This is a genomic window from Psychrobacter sp. UBA5136, from assembly GCF_002414005.1.
In the GTDB taxonomy this organism is placed as follows: Bacteria; Pseudomonadota; Gammaproteobacteria; order Pseudomonadales; family Moraxellaceae; genus Psychrobacter.
The window spans coordinates 1-20458 of record NZ_DHYG01000034.1 but is presented as its reverse complement, the minus strand read 5'-3'; the positions used below and the strand labels follow the sequence as shown (position 1 = coordinate 20458).

Genomic DNA, 20458 nt, shown 5'->3' with positions numbered 1-20458 from the left:
TAAATAGGTAAAAAAATACTGAACCCATTAAAAATAGGCTCAGTATTTTTTTTATGCCAAAAATATCTTATAAGTTAAAAATGTTATTTAGCCAACACTTCAGTAAGCGCTTTTTCAAAACGCCCTACTGCGCCATCGACGTCGGTCAATTTATCCAAACCAAACAACCCTAAACGGAAGGTTTTAAAGTTATCGGGCTCGCCCACGTTTAGCGGCACTCCCGCAGCGATTTGCATGCCTGCTTCAGCAAAGGCGCTACCTTTATGCATATCATCGCGGTCGGTATAGGCAACGACAACGCCCGGCGCCTCAAAGCCTTCTGCCGCCACGCTTTCAATGCCTTTATCCGCCAACACTTTACGAATACGCTTGCCAAGCTCCCACTGCGCCTCACATAGCTTATCAAAGCCGACTTCTTTAGCCTCATTAATCGCATCGCGGAACTGGCGTAAGCTATCAGTTGGCATCGTCGCATGGTAAGCGTGACCGCCATTTTCATAGGCGCGCATGATGTTTAACCACTGTTTTAAATCTAGGCTAAAGCTATCAGACTCAGTGCTCTCTACTTTTTCGATAGCAGCGTCGCTCAGCATAACGAGCCCTGCGCCCGGCGTGCTGCTCCAGCCTTTTTGCGGGGCGCTAATCAGCACATCAATGCCTAAATCTTTCATATCAAGCCAGACGCACCCTGAGGCGATACAGTCGATGACCAACAAACCGCCAACGCTATGCACTGCGTCGCTTAACGCTTTGATATAGTCTTCTGATAAAATAATACCCGATGAGGTTTCAACGTGCGGGGCAAAAACAATGGCGGGTTTTGCTTCTTTAATTTTAGCAACCGCTTCATCAATAGCAACTGGCGCAAATGGTTTTGGCGCATCGCCGCTATCGGCACGATTGGCCGTCAGTACCGTCGAGGACTTGGCGATATTGCCTTTTTCTAAAATTTGCGTCCAGCGATAGCTAAACCAGCCATTACGGATAATCAAGCAGTCTTCATTATTGACCAATTGACGCGCTACCGCTTCCATACCATAGGTACCCGAACCCGGTACAATCACCACAGCGTCCGCGTTATAAACGGATTTTAGGTTGCTAGATAGGTCATTCATAACTTGCTGAAAGACTTTTGACATATGGTTTAGGGCGCGGTCAGTATAGACCACTGAGTATTCTAATAAGCCGTTTGGATCAATATCTTGACGTAATGCAGTCATAGGACGCTCCTAGTTTATTGTTAGAAAATAGAGGTATTTGCAAATTTTGGTTATAACTGGCCAAATACTACGATAGATAGTATGTATTGGCACTCATATCGAGTAATAGTCGAGAGTATGACGCAGGGTTGACGATATAGCACTTTATCCTAGCGCTATTGCCGTTGACGAGTATGTCTTGTGCGCTTTTTTTATTTTAAAACAGTATTGCATACGATAGGCGCGCCATTATTATGACTAGGTGATAGCTTGTGAATAATAGACGCTGACAACTAACGAGATGAGAAGATATTAAGAGACAATGAATGAATTTAAGCGTTAAAAAAACCGCTAAACCCAATCAATTAGATATTAATAAAAAAATGACCGCTGCCATATAACGAAAAATTATCGTCGCTTAATATACTCATAACAACTCGATATTAGCACTGATAATGCGGGTTGACAACGCTAGGTTTGCGTAAGTTATGTGCTTAGCTAAATGGCAGTCTTTTAAGGGAAACAGTTTTAAGAGAAGCAGTTTAAAGATAAATAGATGATAAGAAAAACAATAGACAGTTAAAGGAGAAATGACTACTGGCGACGGCTACGATGAGCGTCTTGCAATCCTGACACCACAAAATCTAGCAATTCATTGTCACCTTCGCGTGCCGCTTTACGCATCAGCTTTGATGGCGCATGGGTTAGCGTTTGAGTCAAACGCCGCGACAGCTCAGTGATGATGGCTTCAGGGCTGGCGTTATCTTGTTGCAGCTGAGCAATGGATTCATGCAGCAGCTTGTCCACTTGATCATGCGTGCGTGCGCGATATTGCTGAATCTCTTTGCCCACTTGGCGCACCTGAAAGCGCCGATCCATCTCAACGACCAATTGGCTGACGAGTAGCTCAGCATCGACCGCGGCTTGCCGGCGCTGCTCGATATTACCAGCAATCACATGTTGTAAGTCATCAACAGAATACAAATACACGTCATCAATACGGCTAATGGTCGAGTCGATATCGCGCGGTACGGCCAAGTCAATCATCAGCATCGGCTGATAGCGACGACTTTTAAGCGCGCGCAGGGTCATGGTTTTATCAATCAATATATCCATACTGCCGCTACAACTACTGACAATATCAGCTTCTGCCAACACGTGCGGCAGCTCTTGCAGCGATTTGACCTCTACCATACGATCGGGGCGACGCAATTCCGCGGCCAAGGCTTCGGCGCGCTCAGGATTACGGTTACAAATAATTACCCGCCCGACACCAAGCCCCGCGATATGGGTGGCTACCAAGCGATTCATCTCGCCTGCTGCGACGACCAATAGCGTGCGACTGGGCAAATCGTCAAATATTTGCGTCACCAATTTGGCAGCAGCATAGCTCAGCGATACCGCTTGAGCGCCAACTTTGGTTTCGTTACGCACGCGTTTAGCAGCAGCAAATACCTGATCGACAATCCAGCCAAGCTGATTGCTGAGCGCTTTTTGGTCTTGCGCCAAATGCACAGCGCGCTTGATTTGACCAAGTATCTGCGGCTCGCCCAGTATCATCGAGTCAAGGCCAGCAGCGACGCGTAGCCAGTGCGTCAGCGCATGGGTATCGCGGTGCACATAAAGATAAGGGTCAATTTCCGTTAAAGGTAACTGCTTAAAATCAGCCAGCCATGCTTTGATTTTTAAGATGTGAGCGCTGATTGCCGCTGAAGAAGGCTGAGCGCTGATTGCGCCATTGCTGGTACCAACAGTTTGCGGCTTTGATAAGGATGCACCAGATTCTGACGGCGAGGACACTTGCGGGACGAGCGCATAAATCTCGGTACGATTACAGGTAGACACGATCACGCTACCATCAGTAAAGCCTTCTAGCTGTTTAAGGGCGATATTCATATCGTCACCGACAAGCGCCAAGCGCTCTCGCAGAGCGACTGGTGCGGTTTTGTGATTGACCCCAATGACCACTAATCTCATTATTGATAGACCATAAATATAACGTTCACCTGCCAGCCAAAGCTCTTAGCGCTTTTAACACACCGTTTTTTATCAGCAGTACTAAAAATAGTTTTTCAAACAGCGCTTGATAAACGCACTTTGAAAAAATGTTTTAAGACAGCGCGCTTTAAATAACCACTCATGAAATGAACAGGCTCAACGTAAAAGCCTAAAAAGCGCTTATTATATCATTATTGCCAGCTTTATTTAACACTCGCCTCTACGCGGTGGTATTTGTCTGTATCTGGGCACAGCGATGACAAATCAACTGCTGTAGCAACTTTTAAAATAAATACAGAGGGTTGAGTAACACGGACACTATTGTTTATTACCTTGACCTGCTCTTATAATGCTAATGATGGGTATTTCTCTTAGCGGTTTTTAAAAGTAGCTGTCTTTCTTTAAAAAACGCTGTCCTTAGAAATAATGACAATAAAACTCCCCTACCATGCTGTGCCTGATGCTGCAACCGATTTAACGGACAAACATTGCTAGCTATGATTTTTTTGGGTCATCCTTTAGATTGCAACCTATGTATAATGATCAATCTCGCCTCCGCGCTTTATTACATACCATTATTGAGCGCCTATGCCAGCGTTATAAGTTAACCTTATCGTTGGCCGTTTGCTTATGTTTAGGATTGCCTGCCCATGCAAGATTTACCAGTCCCACATTAACCGCTGACTTGTCCAATTCGTCTAAAACAACATCGGCGCAAGCAAGCGTTATCGATAACGTTGATAAAACTTCTAATAAAACGCTGCCTCAGCCATCGTCTATTCAACAACCATCTATGCAGCAATCTTTAACCCAGCCGCCACAGACAACAGAACACGTTGCTGATGCTACTGATGCCACTAATATAGACAGCTTAGCGCCCGCAAGCGTTTGGCAACCGGCGCTTAACGAGCCAAGTTTATACGCGCTGTTAGATGCTGAGTTTGCAGCGGATCGTGGTGATGCCGAGCGCGCGCTAACCATTTATAAGCAGCAGTCCTTTAAACAAGATGCGACGCCGGTGTTTGAAAGGGCGCTTAGCTTATCTCTGCGCAATGAGAGCGTTGCAGACTCATTACAGTTTGCCAAAACTTGGCAAGAGCAAAACCCCGACCACGTGCCTGCCTGGTTTTATGTGGCGCATTTGGCACTGCGAGCGCACGATTATGAGCTGGCAGGCGCAACCTTAAATCGTATCTTAAGCTACGACCCGCGCGCTGATCTTAGTGAAATTCTGATCGGCATTTATCCTAGTACCGATGAAGACAAGCGCGAACTACTCGCCGCCTTGCAACCTATCGATAGCGAGCAAAACGCGTCACTGTCGGTATTAAAAGCGGGGTTACTGTATCAGTTTAATGAGCCTGAAATTGCGATTGTCCATATCGATCGCGCGCTCGCGCGCCAGCCTGATTACGTGCCTTTTATTACGCTAAAAGCCGACATATTGCGCAAAACCAAACCAGCAGCAGCCGTCCTTAATTATATTGGGCAAGCGCGCCTACGTAATCCTGATAGCAAGAGTTTATACTTGTATGAAATTCGCTACTTACTCGACTTAAAACAAAGCGAGCAGGCTTGGCAGCTGCTGCTTGATACACATGAGCGCTTTGCCGATGATGATGAAATTACCCTACTAGCGGCACTTGTGAGCTTAGACGTTGAAGAGTACGCCAGTGCCGATCAGCTACTTAATATATTGGCCAAAAACCCTGCCTACCTTGATCAAGCCTATTACTACCTTGGTATCAGCGCCGAGCGGCAACAGCGCTTTGAGCAAGCAAAATACTATCTCAATGGCGTGATGCAAGAGGACTTGGTTTTAGAGGCGCGGCGAAAAGTGGTTTCGATTGAGCTGCTTAATGACGATGTCGATGCCGCTATGGCCACGTTAGAAAAGCTGCGTAAAGACTTTAGCATCTTCGCGCCTGATAGCTTTGTCATGCAAGCAGATATTTTATGGCAGCAAAATGAACCTGATGCAGCGTTACGCTTATTAACGCGCGCCAGCCGTAAATATCCTAATAATGAGATGTTACTATTTGCGCGCGCGCAGCTTCTTGATGACAAAGACGATTACGTCGTTAAGCGTACGCTTCTCAATCATCTGCAGGCGCTTGACCCGACCAACCTTTCTTATCAGCTCAGTTACGCGCAGTTATTGCTCGCCAATGAACGCAGCTCTGAGCAGGGCTTGGCGCTGGCGAAGTCTATCATCGAGATTCGTTATGATGACCCGCGCTACGATAATGAGCTACATTTGCAAGCATTGAACGTGCTTGCCGCTAATGCCTTAGCGGCGCAAAACTACCAACAAGTCATCGACTATCTACAAACGCCTTATGATGTCTTTCCGACCCTGCGTTCAGGCACGCTACTACTTCGCGCTTATCAAGGTTTGGGCGATAATGAAAAAGTTGAGGCGTTACTTGCTGAATTACAACAGCGGTTTTCCTTCGGGCAGCGCAATGTCAGCGACCGCATACAGCTTTATTGATACCCGCCCTAGACAATAAAAAACGCTTGCTATAAAAAATACAAGCCAGCCATAAGAAATGAACAGCTAGGTATCAGCGCGTAACAAATTATGTTTAAGCTATCTGCCTGTTAAAACTGTTACTTTTAAAACCACTACTTTTAAAACTCTTACTTTTAAAAAGTTGCCTATTTTTGAGGATATATCATGTCAGTATGTAAAAAAAGCCCGCTTAATAAACTGTCGCTACTTGCGGCGATGACAGCCGCAATGGTTGTTACCTCTGGTTGTCAGTCATTAAAAACCGCCAACGCCACCAACCAACCTATCGGCACCGTACAAGGGCAAAATACGGCACAACCCAAAAAGCTTGAGAGCTTTAACATTACGGGCAAAATCGGTGTCACCACCCCTGGCAGTGCCAACTCAGGGACCCAAGGCGGTAGTGCGTTTTATGCATGGGGTCAGCAAAACGATCGCTTTGCTATCGAATTGATTGGCGCCCTAGGTATTGGCAAAACCAATATCGAATACGATGGCCAAACGGCAACTTTGGTGAGCGAAAAAACCGGTACGTTAACCGCTGCTGATCCTGAAACCTTGCTAAAAAAAGCCACCGGTTGGCAAGCGCCAATCTCACAAATGCCCTACTGGATTTCTGGCCGCCCAGCACCTTCGGACAGCGCGCCAAAACTGGATGCGCAAAACCGTTTAATCAGCTCAGTCAATGGTGAGTGGCGTGCCAGCTTCAGTTATAAAGGCAATGATAAACTGCCAAACAAAATCAGCGCTGTTCAGTCGCAAGGTAATAAAGTGGTCATGACGATTGATCATCAAAAATAATAGCATTATTAAATTTATTGTTACTTTTGCGACCACCTTTACAAATAACTCATAAAGATACCTATTTATGACTGAACGCACCGCGGCAACCTCGGTTATCACGCGCTTATCGCCAGCAAAGATTAATTTATTTTTGCATATTACCGGTAAGCGCGCTGATGGCTATCATAATCTGCAAACCGTCTTTCGCCTGCTCGACTGGGGCGATTATCTACATTTTTCAGTCGCAGATAAAACAACGCTTTTAGATAATACGTTAGACGTTAATCGCCTTTGTAGCCAGCTTCTCACATTAACTGGCGCAGATACAATAACCAGCAGTATCAATGACAATCTTATTTTTAAAGCCGCTAGTGCGTTATTAAAATTTGCCACCCAAGCAAACAAACTACCTAAGCAGCTAGCAAAAATACAGATCAGCTTAGACAAACACCTACCGATGGGCGCAGGCTTGGGCGGCGGCTCATCAAATGCGGCGGCGACATTATTAACGCTAAATGAGAGTTGGCAGCTTAACTTTACGCAAAATGAGCTGATTAAAATCGGCGCTCAAGTGGGCGCAGACGTGCCAATTTTTATCTTCGGGCAAGATGCCGTTGCGATGGGTATTGGCGAGGAGCTGACTGCGATTGCTTTACCCGAGCAGCAGTATCTGATTTTGACGCCTGATGCGCACGTGAACACCGCTAAGCTGTTCGCCCATCCAAAACTGCAGCGAGATATCGCCCCGCTATCGATTGACACTATTGCAAATCAGTGCAGTAAGTATGTACAACATTTAAATACGCCTTATCAAAATGTGTTTACACCCGTGGTGACAAGCCTTGCCCCTGCTGTCGATGCAGCGTTACGATACTTACAAGGGTTAGAGTCACAAGCACTCGGCACAGCAAGAATGACTGGCTCTGGTAGCGCGGTGTTTTTGCCGTTGGATGCGAGTGTTACCACTGATAAGGCGCTGCTGGCAAAATGGGTTACGCAGGCGCCTTGCGCAGGCTATGTGGTTGGTAATTTGTAAAATAGGCGTTCCTTAATAAAAGAACTCTATTTACTATAATCGCAATCGTTCAGCTCACGCTCATTCATTTAGTTTTGGATAAAAGCCAGAAAAAAGCGCAAATGACTTGCAAAATCTAAATATTTATTTATAATAGGTCGCCTCAATAGGGGTATAGCCAAGTTGGTAAGGCATCAGGTTTTGATCCTGACATCCGTTGGTTCGAGTCCAGCTACCCCTGCCATTTTTAAGCGTAAAGCGTTTGATAGGTATTTATTATAAGCAGTTTTTAAATAAACGCTTATTTTATGGACATTGACAACGTTATCCCAGTTTCGGTATAGTTCGCAATGAACACCGTTAGGGAAAAGTTATGTTGTAGGCGGCGGTTTATGCGTTTATAAGATAGCGCAAAGGTCGTGACGCAACTCTAAGAGTGACGGTTACTAAAGTTATGCTTAGACATCGACGTTCACAACCTAGACATTACAGGGGTATAGCCAAGTTGGTAAGGCATCAGGTTTTGATCCTGACATCCGTTGGTTCGAGTCCAGCTACCCCTGCCATTTTTTACTGTAATAGTAGTCATCAATAGTTTTCAATACTCTTTTCTGAATTTGAGCAGTTTGACACTGCTTAGCGGTCGCTGCTTGAGTCAATCAATAGGACTTCTGTCATGCCTTATTTGGCGATTTTTACGGGTAATGCCCACCCAGAATTAGCAAAAACCGTAGCCGACCATCTCCATATACCTCTTGGTAAAGCTGACATCACGCGTTTTTCTGATGGCGAAATTGCCGTGGAAATCAAAGAACACGTTCGTGGTAAAGACGTGTTTATTATGCAGCCTACTTGTGCACCGACCAACGACAATTTGATGGAAATCATGATGATGGCTGACGCTTTGCGTCGCTCTAGTGCTGGCCGTATCACCGCGGTTATGCCGTATTTTGGTTATGCCCGTCAAGACCGTCGTCCGCGTTCAGCGCGTGTGCCTATCTCTGCTAAAGTCGTCGCTGACATGCTAAACATCGTCAGTATCGATCGCGTGATGACCGTTGATTTGCACTCAGATCAGATTCAGGGTTTCTTCGATATCCCTGTAGACAACATCTACGGCACCCCTGTTCTTTTGAAAGACTTACAAAAGCAAGATTACGACAATATCATGGTGGTATCACCTGACGTTGGCGGGGTGGTGCGTGCGCGCGCCATGGCTAAGCAATTGGGCGACACTGATATGGCAATTATTGATAAACGCCGCGCCCGCGCCAATGAGTCACAAGTGATGCATATCATTGGTGATGTTCGTGACCGTGATTGCGTGATTGTTGATGACATGGTTGATACCGCGGGTACCTTATGCAAAGCCGCTGCAGCGCTAAAACAAAATGGCGCGCGCCGCGTATTGGCTTACATTACCCACCCTGTCCTATCGGGTAACGCGCTAAAAAATATCAGCGAGTCAGAGTTAGATGAGATTGTGGTTACCGATAGCATTCCATTATCTGACGCTGCTAAAGCCTGTAGCAAAATTCGTCAAGTGAGTATCGCACCAATGCTTGCTGAAAGCCTACGCCGTATCAATAACGAAGAATCTATCAGCGCCATGTTTGATGCGTAAGGTTTCTTACTATTAACAAATGTTACCAAAAAATATCATACTAAAAAGCGCCAAGTTTTATGACTTGGCGCTTTTTTTATATAAGACTGCCGCTAGCCATTTTACGTAGGTCTTTATTATTATTAAAGAATCACGTATAATGCGCGCCTGTATTCCTCATTCGCTAATCCCTATTATTTTAGGTATTTTCATACTTAGCGACATGATTGATACTTTCTAAAGTATTGATTATCCAGTGATAGACTGGTCGCAAGTCTATTGGTGCTGGTAGATACTTCACATACTCTCTATAGGATTATATCCATGGCTATTGATCATTTTGCAATCAACGCAGTTGACCGCTCTGCTGAACAACAAGGTAAAGGTGCGAGCCGCCGCCTACGTAAGCAGAACCTAGTTCCTGCTATCATCTATGGTGGTAACGAAGAACCAACCCCTATTTCTATCAAAATCAACGAGCTAGTAAAGTCGCTTGAATATGAAGCCTTTTTCTCACAAATCTTGACTATCACCACCGATAAAGGCGATGAGCATCAAGTGGTTATCAAAGACCTACAGCGCCATCCTGCTAAAGGTTTCCCAATGCATGCTGATTTCCAGCGCATTGTGAAAGGTCAGAAGATCAACATGAACGTTCCTCTGCATTTCGCTGGTCGTGAAGAAGCACCAGGTACAAAAGCTGGCGGTATCTTATCTACGCTAGTTTCTGATGTCGAAATCGTTTGCCTACCATCACAATTACCTGAATACCTAGAAGTTGACGTATCAGGCATGGAAATCGGCGACCTATTCCGTCTATCAGACATCAAACTTCCTGAAGGCGTTATCCTCTTTGATCTTGATATGGAAGATGCGCACGACCGTACTATCGTTAACATGCAGCCACCAACGGTTGAAGAAGTTGACGAAGACGCTGATGAAGTTGATGCTGACGAAGTACCTGCTACTGAGCAAAACGCTGGCGGCGAAGCTAAAGAAGACAAAGACGGCGAATAATAAACACCCTTTATCTTTATATAGTGGCCTTATAGCTGCTATGTAAAAAGGTTCGTTTGGTCAAAAAAATAGCAGGTGATGAATGTCTCCTGCTGTTTTTGTAAGTAAAGTTTAAAAAGTAGGTTTAAAAAGAAGATTTAAAAAGTAGGATAAATGCGATCCGTTCATCCTACTTTTTAAGCCTTATCATTATTTATTACATTTAAGCAGGGTGTTTTTATGGCCATAAAGCTGATTGTCGGTCTTGGTAATCCTGGTCAGCAGTACATGTTTACGCGTCATAATGCAGGATTTTGGTTCGTCCATCATTTGGCGCAGCAGTTTAATATTGCTCTCGCCCCCGACAAAAAATTCCACGGGGTAACAGGACGCGGGCAAATTTATGGTCACGATGTGCGTCTATTGATGCCATTAACCTTTATGAATAAATCTGGTCAGTCGGTGGTGCCAATGGTCAATTTTTATGGCATTAACAATGATGAGTTGCTGATTGCCCATGACGAGCTCGATATTCCAACGGGTAGCATCAAGCTTAAAACGGATGGCGGTCACGGTGGTCATAATGGCCTGCGTGATATCACCCCGCATATTGGCAATGACTTTCATCGTCTGCGTATCGGCATCGGTCATCCGGGTCATAAATCTAAAGTCAGCGGTCATGTACTCTCGAAAGCAGCGCCCGATGAGCAAGTTGCCATTGATAGCGCTTTAAGCGCCGCATTTGATGCGTTGCCGCTACTGTTAGATGGAGATATTGAAAAAGCGCGCTCACAGATTAATGGTTTTAAATTACCGGAATAAGCGCGCGTTATTTTTAATAAATTGCCGATAGTTGGACAGTTTTAAGTCAATTAAACGGTAAGCGCATAAATTTGGCCGTGACATTTAGGCAAATAACTTTTATTCTACCTACCCTGTCCCCAATAAGCTTTTGATTTGGTTCATTTATATCAGTTACACTAAGGAAGCAACCTATGCTACTTAATATGCTCAAGTGCAAATTACATCGCGCCCGCGTTACCCATGCTGAGCTACACTACGAAGGTTCATGCGGTATCGACGGTGACTTATTAGACCTTGCTGGTCTGCGTGAAAACGAATCTATCGATATTTATAACGTCACCAATGGCAAACGCTTTCGTACCTATGCGATTCGCGCTGAAGCTGGCTCTGGTATTATCTCATTAAACGGTGCCGCCGCGCATATGGCTGACCTAGGCGATATCGTCATCATCTGTGCTTATGCGCATTTTGACGAAGCGGAAGCGGCAACCCATCAGCCAAAACTGGTTTACTGCAACGAAGACAACACCGTGAAAGACACGGCCAATATCATCCCCGTTCAAGTAGCCTAGTTGGTTGTATGGTTAATAAAAAAGCTGAATCTATATAAGATTCAGCTTTTTTTATGCTGTGAAAGCCGTTTAATCCCTTGATTTTTAAATGTATAAATCAAGAATACAACTACCTATCTATTATTTGCCTTTTTATTCACCTTTTTTACGGTTTCTAATCACCCGCCACAGCCCTTCATTTTCAGTTTTCGGCATTTTTAAGGTGATGGTATTTGATAGCATATCTTGCACCGCCAAACCGCGGCGATTAAACAGGCAAAAGGCATAATTAAACACCAAGCCCAAAAAAGCACTGGTCAATAAGATGGCCCGCGAGCCGCCGATGACACTACCAATAAGGCCAAATATCAGTGGCATCAGGCTTGCTGCCAAAATACGTTTAAACGACTGCCCCCACGTGAGCAGATGGCCACTATTATTGACCGTTTTTAAGCGCCACGTTTGCATGCCTAGTGTCTGCCCACCGCGGCGCCAAAACAGCCCATAGAAGCCCACCAGCGTCAGGATAAACGACGGCGTCATAATAAAGTTTTGATACCACGATGGCAGCGATCTGGCTTCTTGTGATTGCGTGCCCGTCTCCATAGTCATTAGTGTGCCAACGACGGTCAGCACCGTACCGACCAAAAACAGTAAAGCCAAAATCAGCATACCGTCATAAAGAATAGCCGCCATGCGCGTGCCGGGTTTGGCAATCATCGCTTCTTGGGCAACGGAGGCTTGATGCGCTGAGGTTTTACGTGACGATTTTGCTTTAGCAGCAGCTTTTGGCGATGATTTTGACATAAGACAGCCCATAACAAGCGAAAAATAGAGCGCTCATTGTACCGTAATTCAAGCGCTTAGCGTACCTTATGATAAGATAGGACTTTTGATACAAAGGCAGGAGATTTAAATTTAGGAAAAAATAGAAAGGCAAGATTATACTGCTATAAAAACGACAGACATAAAAAAATCGCCCAATTGTCATAAGACAGGCGATTAATTTAGTTTTAGCTTAATGGTTAAAGTAACAAATAAGCCAGTATGCAAATGGTGCGCTTGGAGAGATTCGAACTCCCGACCCCTTAGTTCGTAGCCAAGTGCTCTATCCAACTGAGCTACAAGCGCGTACTTTGCACATTATCTGCTGCGTTGTTAAAAACAATTGCAGCAAATTAGGTTGGTTATTATATAGATAATTTCGCTGGTGTCAACTCATTTTTTAATAAAAATTCAAATTATTTTCGAATCAATTCCTAAAAAACAGTGAGCGCCAATTTTTGCGTTATTACTCTACTAACAACGAAATAAATGGCGGTGAAGGAGGGATTCGAACCCTCGATACGCTTACACGTATGGTTCCTTAGCAGGGAACTGGTTTCAGCCACTCACCCACTTCACCGAACGATTTAAGACACTTATTAGAATATTTATAATAAACACTCTGTTAAATACAGTATCAATGCTAATGATACGTCTTATGCCGTGGGCGAGTATTATAACAAAGCCGAAACGAATTGCAAGCCTTGTCTATAGATTTAACGCAGCTTTTGGCATAATTATCGATTTAAATGACTTTCTCATCTATTATGTATAAAAATCACCGCTTTTAGCCGTAAAAATTAAGCTTATTTTAATGCTTCATTCTCAATCGCCAAGGAGGCAATGTCTATGGCTTTTTTGGCAGTGGATGGCTATAGTATTTGTTATTCATTTTAGAACAAATAAAAGGATGTGTTATGCGACCCGTGGTATTGTGTTTTTCCGGATTGGATCCCTCAGGCGGTGCTGGACTGCAAGCCGATATCGAAGCCATCGGCCAAGCAGGCGCTCATGCTGCCGTCGCTTGTACGGCGATTACCATCCAAAACTCGCAGCAAGTATTTGGCTTTGCAGCCTGTGCAGCAAACTTGGTAAAGGATCAGGCAACCACCGTGCTCGATGATTTGCCTGTGAGCGTGATTAAGTCAGGGATGCTTGGCACCACGGACAACATCGCCATGCTGACGCAGTTGTTTGCCGAGCAGGTTATTGCTGCTGGGACGCCTTTTGTCCTCGACCCCGTATTGGTTGCCAATAGCGGTGGCAGCTTGGGTGATGAGCAGACGTTGGTTGCAGCGTTTAGAGAGCTGCTTGCCTATGCAACCTTAATCACGCCAAACACTCATGAGCTGCGTGCGCTAAGCGGTGAGCAAGACTTGCATATCGGCGCGCAGAAATTATGCGCCCAAGGCTGTCATGCGGTATTGGTAAAGACCTCACACGATTTTGAGAGCGGCGATATCGAGCAGTATTTGTATATCAAAGGGGAAATGGTGCATAAAAGTACGTTGCCGCGCTTAGCAGGCGAATTTCATGGTTCTGGCTGCTCGCTCGCCAGCTTTATTGCTGGACGCTTGGCGATGGGCGACGCACTTATTGATGCGGTAAAAGCAGCGGATAGCTGGATTACCCAAACACTGCGCGCCGCTGATGCGCCGCACCCTGACGATACTAACGCCCAGTTAATACCGAATCGCTTTATCGACTTCTCAAAATAGTCTATGAACAAACAATAAAAAAGGCGCTCTGTAATATATAGAGCGCCTTTTTGTAATGAGAATTGTCTTAAACGCTTTAGCCCAACATTGGTATAAAGTTTGATGCCAAACCACCAATAAAGATTTCAAGTAAATAAAAGGCAAAAAAGGCAATCATTGGCGATAAGTCAATCATCCCTAAGTTTGGCGTGATACGGCGAAATGGCGCTAAGATCGGCTCCGCTAGCATAATAATAATGCCAATAATCGGATGCTGAGACTGGGTAAACACCACAATCCAGCTTACAATAATAGAGCCAATAACCAGATAGCGGCACATGCGTAAAAAGTCTAATATCAAGCTAATCGTACCCGTAAAAAATAGTGGTACAGGAGCAATGCCTTTATGCGTCAACGCTGCCTTGCCAGAGATATCAATCAGGCGAATTAATAACATCAGCACAATGGCCGCGACACTGATACGACCGTGCCCGACGGTTGGGAAAATACGCCCGAACACATCGACGATATGGGTGGCTTTATAAGCAGGGGCAATCATAGGATTGCTGGCATCCATCCCCGCAAACTGCAGCATAAAACGGATAAACACCAACATCATAGCGAAAGTGGTGACCAAATCAAAAATTTGCAATAACATGTTGTTCATGAAGTGCTACTCAATGTGACATTATTAACAGGTTTTAGGATGACGAATGTCATTATCAGGCGTTTTTTATTAGTTTGAATTTTTATCATTATAGATAGGGCATCTCATACTGCATGCCATACCCTATTTATAAATAATGATGAACACGTAGCGGCCAATTATTTACTCATCTCTTCACTCAGCGCTTGACTACGATCGGCGCAGGCTTGCATGGCCTCAACGATTTGACGACCGATGTCATTGGCTTGCATCGACTCAATAGCCGCTTGGGTGGTACCGTTTGGCGAAGTAACTTTACGACGCAGCTCGCTCGGCGCATCCTCACTTTCCAACGCCATCTTTGCCGCCCCCAGCATGGTTTGCATTGCTAGCGCCGATGCTTGCTCTTTATCCAATCCTAGCGCCACTCCTCCATCGACCATCGCTTCGATAAAGTAAAACATATAAGCCGGCGCTGAGCCTGATACGGCCGTTACTGCGTGCATATGCTCTTCATTATCGACCCACATCACCAAACCTGATGCTTCCATTACCGCCGTTGCTAGCTGCTTTTGTTCCGCAGAAATAGCGTCGGTGCCGTATAGTCCGGTCGCGCCCATTTGAATCATCGCTGGTGTATTTGGCATGGCACGGACGATATTGCCATAGCCGCCGAGCATATTTGCTAAAAGCTCAGTCGATAGCCCTGCTGCCACTGAAATCACCAGCTGCTTATCTAAAGCATCAGCAAAACCGCTGACCACTGCTTTCATGACTTGCGGCTTGACCGCCAATACCACGATGTCAGCATCGATAACCGCAGCTTTTGCGTCAGCCGTTGGATCAACCGTATTCAACCCTTTAGCAGCCAATTGCTCGCGCGCGTCGCTGCTAGGGTCAGCAACGGTAATCAGGCTTGGTTTGATGCCGCAGCCAACAAGACCACTAATCAACGCCTGTGCCATATTGCCGCCGCCGATAAAGCTGATTTTCTTATTATCTAATACTGACATACGTGTCTCCTATTCAAAAAAATGCAAAGGCACTCAAACTAACATAATGATAGGTAAAATGACACTCAGTTTACCATACTGCTACTGGCACCGTTTAATAAATTCAAATGCTTAGTCAAGCGTTTGCCGTTTAAATAACTCTTAAAACGGACACCGCATATCATCGTTTAGAAGGTTGTATAAATACTTAAATGGCCTTTGATAAGTTCGGCAAGTGGTTTTACATCGCCATGAATACTCGACTGTTCAGCTTCCAATAACCAACTTGTAAAAGGAGATAATAATAAAATAGGCAATTCTACCTGGCGCTCACTTTCTAAAAGCTCGCTTTCACTATTTCCTTTATTCATAAAAACCACGCTAATTACCAGCAAATTCTCACGCATCCATGACGGAATGCCCAAGGTTTGATAGAGCTTTTTACCCGACTGCGGTCGCATTGCCAGTGCGGTTTGCACACGCTGATTGCGCTCTAACGGCGTAAAGGTAATCTTAACCTTATTTTTATCGCTACCTACTTTATAGCTTTCTAATAGTTTCATTACTTCGTTTGGCATAATTTGTAATTGCCAAATAAATTTATTATCACTGCGTAAGGTAATTGAAATAGGCTTACTGTCAGCAGCAGTATGACTGGATAAAGTCTGTGCCTGCTTAGTAAGTGGCAATGCTAGCCATTTAAGCCAGTCACTGCTGAGACGGTAAAGCTGCTGACGATACCGGCGAATGGTATAAGACGCTTTGCGGCCCTGCCAAAACAGCGCCGTTTGATGGTCATTATCATCACGTTGGCTTAGGTTTAGTGCATCATCTACGAGCTGTTTAGCAGGCGGTAACGGCTCATCTTGTCCGAGCCAATGGTGCAATAATTGCCGCTGACGATATAGAGGTAACTGTTGTAATTTATCTATATTTAGCACGCGCTGGGCAGGCGGTAATTGTAAGGCTGCAACCTCGGTCTGCTGTAAATCCTCATCTGCTTGGGCATGAATTATCAATTGCGCATCGCTTAATAACTGCGCACTACGGGCGATATTATCAATAACGTTTGGATTATAGGTTGCCAATATCGGCATAATATCTTGCCGTAAGCTACTGCGTACATTATCGCCCGCATCGTTGGTTGGGTCATCGATATAAGGCAGCTTTAAACGCTGAGCATAGGTACTGATATTATCGCGTTTGACCGTCAGCCACGGTCGCCATAACGCTATACGGTGTTTGCCCTGTGTTTGGATACGCCAAGGCTGCATACCTGATAGGCCGCTCACGCCAGCGCCTTGAATCAGGCGCATCAGCACGGTTTCTGCTTGGTCGTCGGCATGATGTGCTAACAATAAAACATCGTCTTGATTAAGCTGCGCGCGCATCACATCATAGCGAGCTTGCCGTGCCGCTTGCTCATCCTGACCATTTACTTGCGCCTGTAAAATCTGACAAGATATATTTTGCACCTTTGCCCAGTCAGCCACATGCTGCGCCCAAGCGCCACTGTCTGTTTGTAGGTTGTGGTTAACATGCAGTAATTGCGGTAAAAACGGCAGTTTACCTTGCTGATAGAGCTGTACGCACAATGCAGCGAGTGCCAACGAATCACGCCCACCACTACAGGCCAACCAGACGCGCCGGCCGTGTAGTGGTTCTCTATATTCAGCCAGACTGCTTAATAACGCCTCTGCCAACCCAGTATCGACGGGCAATTCTGCAATGGGCTCAATAGGATAGGGAAGGATTGCGCTACTAATCATAAGCATGCTTATTTATTGGGTGGCTATATTTATGTATAAATCAATAAATGTATAAAAAAATCGACATAAAAAAAACGCGCCATAAAACGACACGTTTTTATTTTAGCATTAAGTATAAATATATGGTGTTAAAAGCGAAGTTTAAACAAGCGAGCTATATAAAAGGCTAGCAAGGCAACATCACATCTGAGTTAAAAGATTTTAGCTTCTCATAACGCAGCTCACAGCGCGCATTAACATCCATACCTTGAAGCTCATCCAATTGCTCTAGGATTAAGGCTTTTAGCGCCGTCATTACAGGCTGCGGCTGGACATGGGCGCCCTCGCCTTCGTCAATGACCGCATCAATTAGACCCATTTGATGGAGGTTAATGGCATTTAATTTTAATGCTTCACTGGCGTCTTGGGCTTTTTCGGCAGTTTTCCACAAAATAGATGCGCAGCCTTCAGGAGAGATAACCGAATAAATACTGTTTTGTAGCATATTTACTTTGTCACCAACACCAATCGCCAGTGCGCCGCCTGAGCCGCCTTCACCGATAATGGTCACAATAACGGGGACCTTTAAACTTGAAAATACCGCAATACTTTCGGCGATAGCCTGCGCCTGACCGCGCTCTTCTGCACCGACCCCAGGATAAGCACCTTGGGTATCGACAAAGGTCATAACTGGAATATTAAAGCGCTCTGCCATTTTGACCAAACGAATCACTTTACGGTAGCCTTCAGGGTTTGCCATGCCAAAATTATGGGCGATACGCTCGCGCGTACTGCGTCCACGGTGCTGACCAATCACCATCACAGGCATACCATCAAGGCGCGCAAGTCCGCCAAGAATGGCCTTGTCGTCTGCATAAGCACGGTCGCCATGCAACTCATCAAATTCGGTAAACAGCTGATTAACATAGTCCATAAATAATGGACGTTTGGCATGCCGTGCGAGCTGAACGCTATCCCAGACGGTATTCATAGGCGCTTCCCTTTCATAATTTTATATAAAGTGGTGATGTTTAATAATGGACGTTTTATCAACTATTGGATAATGAAAGTACAGTTGTAAACTCAATAGAAGCTATAGTAGCACATCTTAAATGGCATGGCATTACCGACCACACAGCTTTTGTTACGTCAAACTGTAGCGCCATTATTACAATAGTAACGACTCGGCGTTTACACCTCCACCACGCTTAGCTTCACGCCCCATTTGGCGAACTGCTCGGTCTCAGTATGCAAATCTGACACTAAAAAAGCATAGTGCTCGCTACTTTCACCAAGCGTAATTTGCCAGCGGTTATTATCGATCACTTTTAGCGCCAGTTTTGGTAATTCGTGCTCGCTTCGGCTGTGGTGCGCCAGTACGGCCAAACGCAGCAGCAAGCACAGATAAACGAGCGCATCGCCACCGATAGTACAAGTCTGCTCTAACATATCGGCTTTAAGCTTACGTCGATGATTGAGCATCAACTGCGCCATACGCTTTTGATCAACCTGCGAGAACCCCGGAATATCTGAGTATTCGACCAAATAAGCACTGTGCTTATGGTAACCACTGTGCGCAATCGCCAAGCCTATTTCGTGTAAGGATGCTGCCCGGCGGAGTAAATCGCCATCTTCACTGCTGAGCCCCAGCTTTTCTTGAACTTGCTCAAATAAGCTGCGGCTGGTCTTGACCACTTGTTTGGCTTGTTTTTTATCGCCAGAGTAGCGTTTGATTAATGCTAAGACACTGCGGTCACGCACATCCTCGCTCGCAAAGCGTCCAAGCATGTCATACATGACGCCTTCGCGCAGCGCGCCATCTGAGTAAACCATGGTCTCAATGCCCAACACTTTCATGACCGCTCGCAGTACCGCAACGCCCGCTGGGAAGACGGCTTTACGGTGTTCTTTTACGCCTTCTAAATCAATATCGTCCACATTGCCAATTTTAAGCAATAATTTTTCTAACTTTTTGACGCCTTTGTAGGTAATGCGCTCTTGCTCATCCGCCCAGCCTTTTGAAACCAAAACATTTCGCACCGCTTTAATCGTCCCGCTTGAGCCTACAACACTACTCCAGCCAGTTTTTTGGTAACGCCCGTTAATCGCCAGCACTTCTTTGCGTGCCGCTGAGATGGCATTATTAAAGGCTTCTTTGGTAATCAGTCCATCGGCAAAATACTTTTGCGTAAAGGCAACGCAGCCCATCTGTAAACTTTCGGTCAATAACGGGTCAAACTCTTTTCCAATGATAAACTCTGTCGAGCCGCCACCGATGTCGATGACCAGTCGCTTATCACTACTGGCATTGGTGTGCGACACGCCCAAGTAAATCAAGCGCGCTTCTTCTCGTCCTGCGATGATTTCAATCGGTTTTGGTAAAATTTTATTGGCACGATTGATAAAATCATTGGCGTTTTTGGCTTGGCGTAAGGCGTTGGTTGCAACCACGCGGATACGCTCAGGCGGCACCGAATCTAAGCGTGCAGCAAAGCGGCTTAAACACTCTAGACCGCGCTTTTCAGCCGCCGCCCCCAAGATATTATTCTCATCGAGTCCTGCAGCAAGCTGCACCTTTTCAGACATAGACACCACTTTTCGCACTTCGCCATGGTCGAGACGAGCGATGGCTAGGTGAAAACTGTTGGAACCAATATCAATGGCTGCCATCATTTCATCTTCGGCGAGCGGTGGGTTTTTTAGGTAGTCTTTGGGCATAAGCGAGGTCATTACCGTATTGGATAAAAAGATTTAAAAGTACAAAGGCTTTTAAAATAAAGAACAGAGTGAGTTAAAAAATAAGGATCTGAATAAGTGCAAATATTAACTACAAAAGAATTATAGCAAATTTTGCCATTAAAGCATTTATGCCAAACGCTGGCAAGTAAGCGGCTACCATCGCTAAACATAGCTCTCAAAAGCAGCTACATATTTGAAAAATCTCAATTAAATACTGGCTAAACAGTGATTAAACAAGAACCTTAAAGTCAGCGTCTAATGCTTGTGTTAATAGAATGGGTTTGCTACATTAAAAATACGATAGGATGTCATAGATAGATAATATATTTTAACATTTCAGCGCAGAA

At 45.1% G+C, this 20458-nt stretch carries 16 protein-coding genes and 4 tRNA genes; 10 read left to right on the top strand and 10 right to left on the bottom strand.

Annotated features, from left to right (window positions below):
• Positions 1–83: 83 nt before the first annotated feature.
• Positions 84–1220, bottom strand: a complete 1137-nt coding sequence (locus B4240_RS04885; RefSeq protein ID WP_296237112.1) for an aminotransferase class V-fold PLP-dependent enzyme — start codon at positions 1218–1220, stop codon at positions 84–86.
• 573 nt (positions 1221–1793) lie between these two features.
• A complete protein-coding gene (hemA, locus tag B4240_RS04880) occupies positions 1794–3176 on the bottom strand; it encodes a glutamyl-tRNA reductase (protein WP_296237111.1) in 1383 nt (460 codons plus the stop codon).
• A 553-nt stretch (positions 3177–3729) separates the two neighbouring features.
• On the opposite strand from hemA, the gene B4240_RS04875 reads away from it, so the two are divergent.
• The 9 genes from B4240_RS04875 (at position 3730) to panD (ending at position 11485) form a co-directional block, all read left to right on the top strand.
• Positions 3730–5691: a tetratricopeptide repeat protein gene (locus B4240_RS04875; protein WP_296237110.1), complete on the top strand. Its 1962-nt coding sequence runs from the start codon at positions 3730–3732 to the stop codon at positions 5689–5691.
• Between the two features lie 186 nt (positions 5692–5877).
• Positions 5878–6513, top strand: a complete 636-nt coding sequence (lolB, locus tag B4240_RS04870) for a lipoprotein insertase outer membrane protein LolB (RefSeq protein ID WP_296237109.1) — start codon at positions 5878–5880, stop codon at positions 6511–6513.
• A 67-nt stretch (positions 6514–6580) separates the two neighbouring features.
• Positions 6581–7531: a 4-(cytidine 5'-diphospho)-2-C-methyl-D-erythritol kinase gene (ispE, locus tag B4240_RS04865; protein ID WP_296237108.1), complete on the top strand. Its 951-nt coding sequence runs from the start codon at positions 6581–6583 to the stop codon at positions 7529–7531.
• Positions 7532–7678: 147 nt separating this feature from the next.
• Positions 7679–7754, top strand: a tRNA-Gln gene (locus tag B4240_RS04860).
• A 246-nt stretch (positions 7755–8000) separates the two neighbouring features.
• Positions 8001–8076, top strand: a tRNA-Gln gene (locus tag B4240_RS04855).
• 110 nt (positions 8077–8186) lie between these two features.
• The gene (locus tag B4240_RS04850; protein ID WP_296237107.1) at positions 8187–9134 is read left to right on the top strand and encodes a ribose-phosphate pyrophosphokinase; all 948 of its coding nucleotides are present in this window, start codon (positions 8187–8189) and stop codon (positions 9132–9134) included.
• Between the two features lie 303 nt (positions 9135–9437).
• Entirely contained in the window at positions 9438–10130 is a 693-nt protein-coding gene (locus B4240_RS04845) for a 50S ribosomal protein L25/general stress protein Ctc (protein ID WP_296237106.1), read from the top strand.
• A 219-nt stretch (positions 10131–10349) separates the two neighbouring features.
• A complete protein-coding gene (gene pth, locus B4240_RS04840) occupies positions 10350–10931 on the top strand; it encodes an aminoacyl-tRNA hydrolase (protein WP_296237105.1) in 582 nt (193 codons plus the stop codon).
• Between the two features lie 173 nt (positions 10932–11104).
• A complete protein-coding gene (panD, locus tag B4240_RS04835) occupies positions 11105–11485 on the top strand; it encodes an aspartate 1-decarboxylase (protein ID WP_105244643.1) in 381 nt (126 codons plus the stop codon).
• 132 nt (positions 11486–11617) lie between these two features.
• On the opposite strand, the gene B4240_RS04830 is transcribed toward panD, so the two are convergent.
• From B4240_RS04830 to B4240_RS04820, 3 genes are all read right to left on the bottom strand, one after another.
• Entirely contained in the window at positions 11618–12271 is a 654-nt protein-coding gene (locus B4240_RS04830) for an RDD family protein (RefSeq protein WP_296237104.1), read from the bottom strand.
• A 247-nt stretch (positions 12272–12518) separates the two neighbouring features.
• Positions 12519–12595 (bottom strand) — tRNA-Arg (locus tag B4240_RS04825).
• A gap of 184 nt (positions 12596–12779) precedes the next feature.
• A tRNA-Ser gene (locus B4240_RS04820) sits at positions 12780–12869 on the bottom strand.
• 337 nt (positions 12870–13206) lie between these two features.
• Between B4240_RS04820 and B4240_RS04815 the strand changes: the two genes are divergently transcribed.
• Positions 13207–14007: a hydroxymethylpyrimidine/phosphomethylpyrimidine kinase gene (locus tag B4240_RS04815; protein ID WP_296237103.1), complete on the top strand. Its 801-nt coding sequence runs from the start codon at positions 13207–13209 to the stop codon at positions 14005–14007.
• A gap of 76 nt (positions 14008–14083) precedes the next feature.
• On the opposite strand, the gene B4240_RS04810 is transcribed toward B4240_RS04815, so the two are convergent.
• From B4240_RS04810 to ppx, 5 genes are all read right to left on the bottom strand, one after another.
• Complete coding sequence (locus B4240_RS04810; protein WP_296237102.1) at positions 14084–14653, bottom strand: YggT family protein; 570 nt, start codon at positions 14651–14653, stop codon at positions 14084–14086.
• Positions 14654–14811: 158 nt separating this feature from the next.
• A complete protein-coding gene (gene proC / locus B4240_RS04805) occupies positions 14812–15645 on the bottom strand; it encodes a pyrroline-5-carboxylate reductase (protein ID WP_296237101.1) in 834 nt (277 codons plus the stop codon).
• A gap of 167 nt (positions 15646–15812) precedes the next feature.
• Positions 15813–17393 (bottom strand): tRNA lysidine(34) synthetase TilS, encoded by a 1581-nt coding sequence (gene tilS / locus B4240_RS04800; RefSeq protein ID WP_296237100.1) that lies wholly within the window; start codon positions 17391–17393, stop codon positions 15813–15815.
• Positions 17394–17559: 166 nt separating this feature from the next.
• Positions 17560–18363 carry an acetyl-CoA carboxylase carboxyltransferase subunit alpha gene (locus B4240_RS04795; RefSeq protein WP_296237099.1) on the bottom strand — a complete coding sequence of 268 codons (804 nt, stop codon included), beginning with the start codon at positions 18361–18363 and terminating at the stop codon, positions 17560–17562.
• 200 nt (positions 18364–18563) lie between these two features.
• Positions 18564–20090, bottom strand: coding sequence for an exopolyphosphatase (gene ppx, locus B4240_RS04790; protein WP_296237098.1), 1527 nt, complete (start codon positions 20088–20090; stop codon positions 18564–18566).
• Positions 20091–20458: the final 368 nt, after the last annotated feature.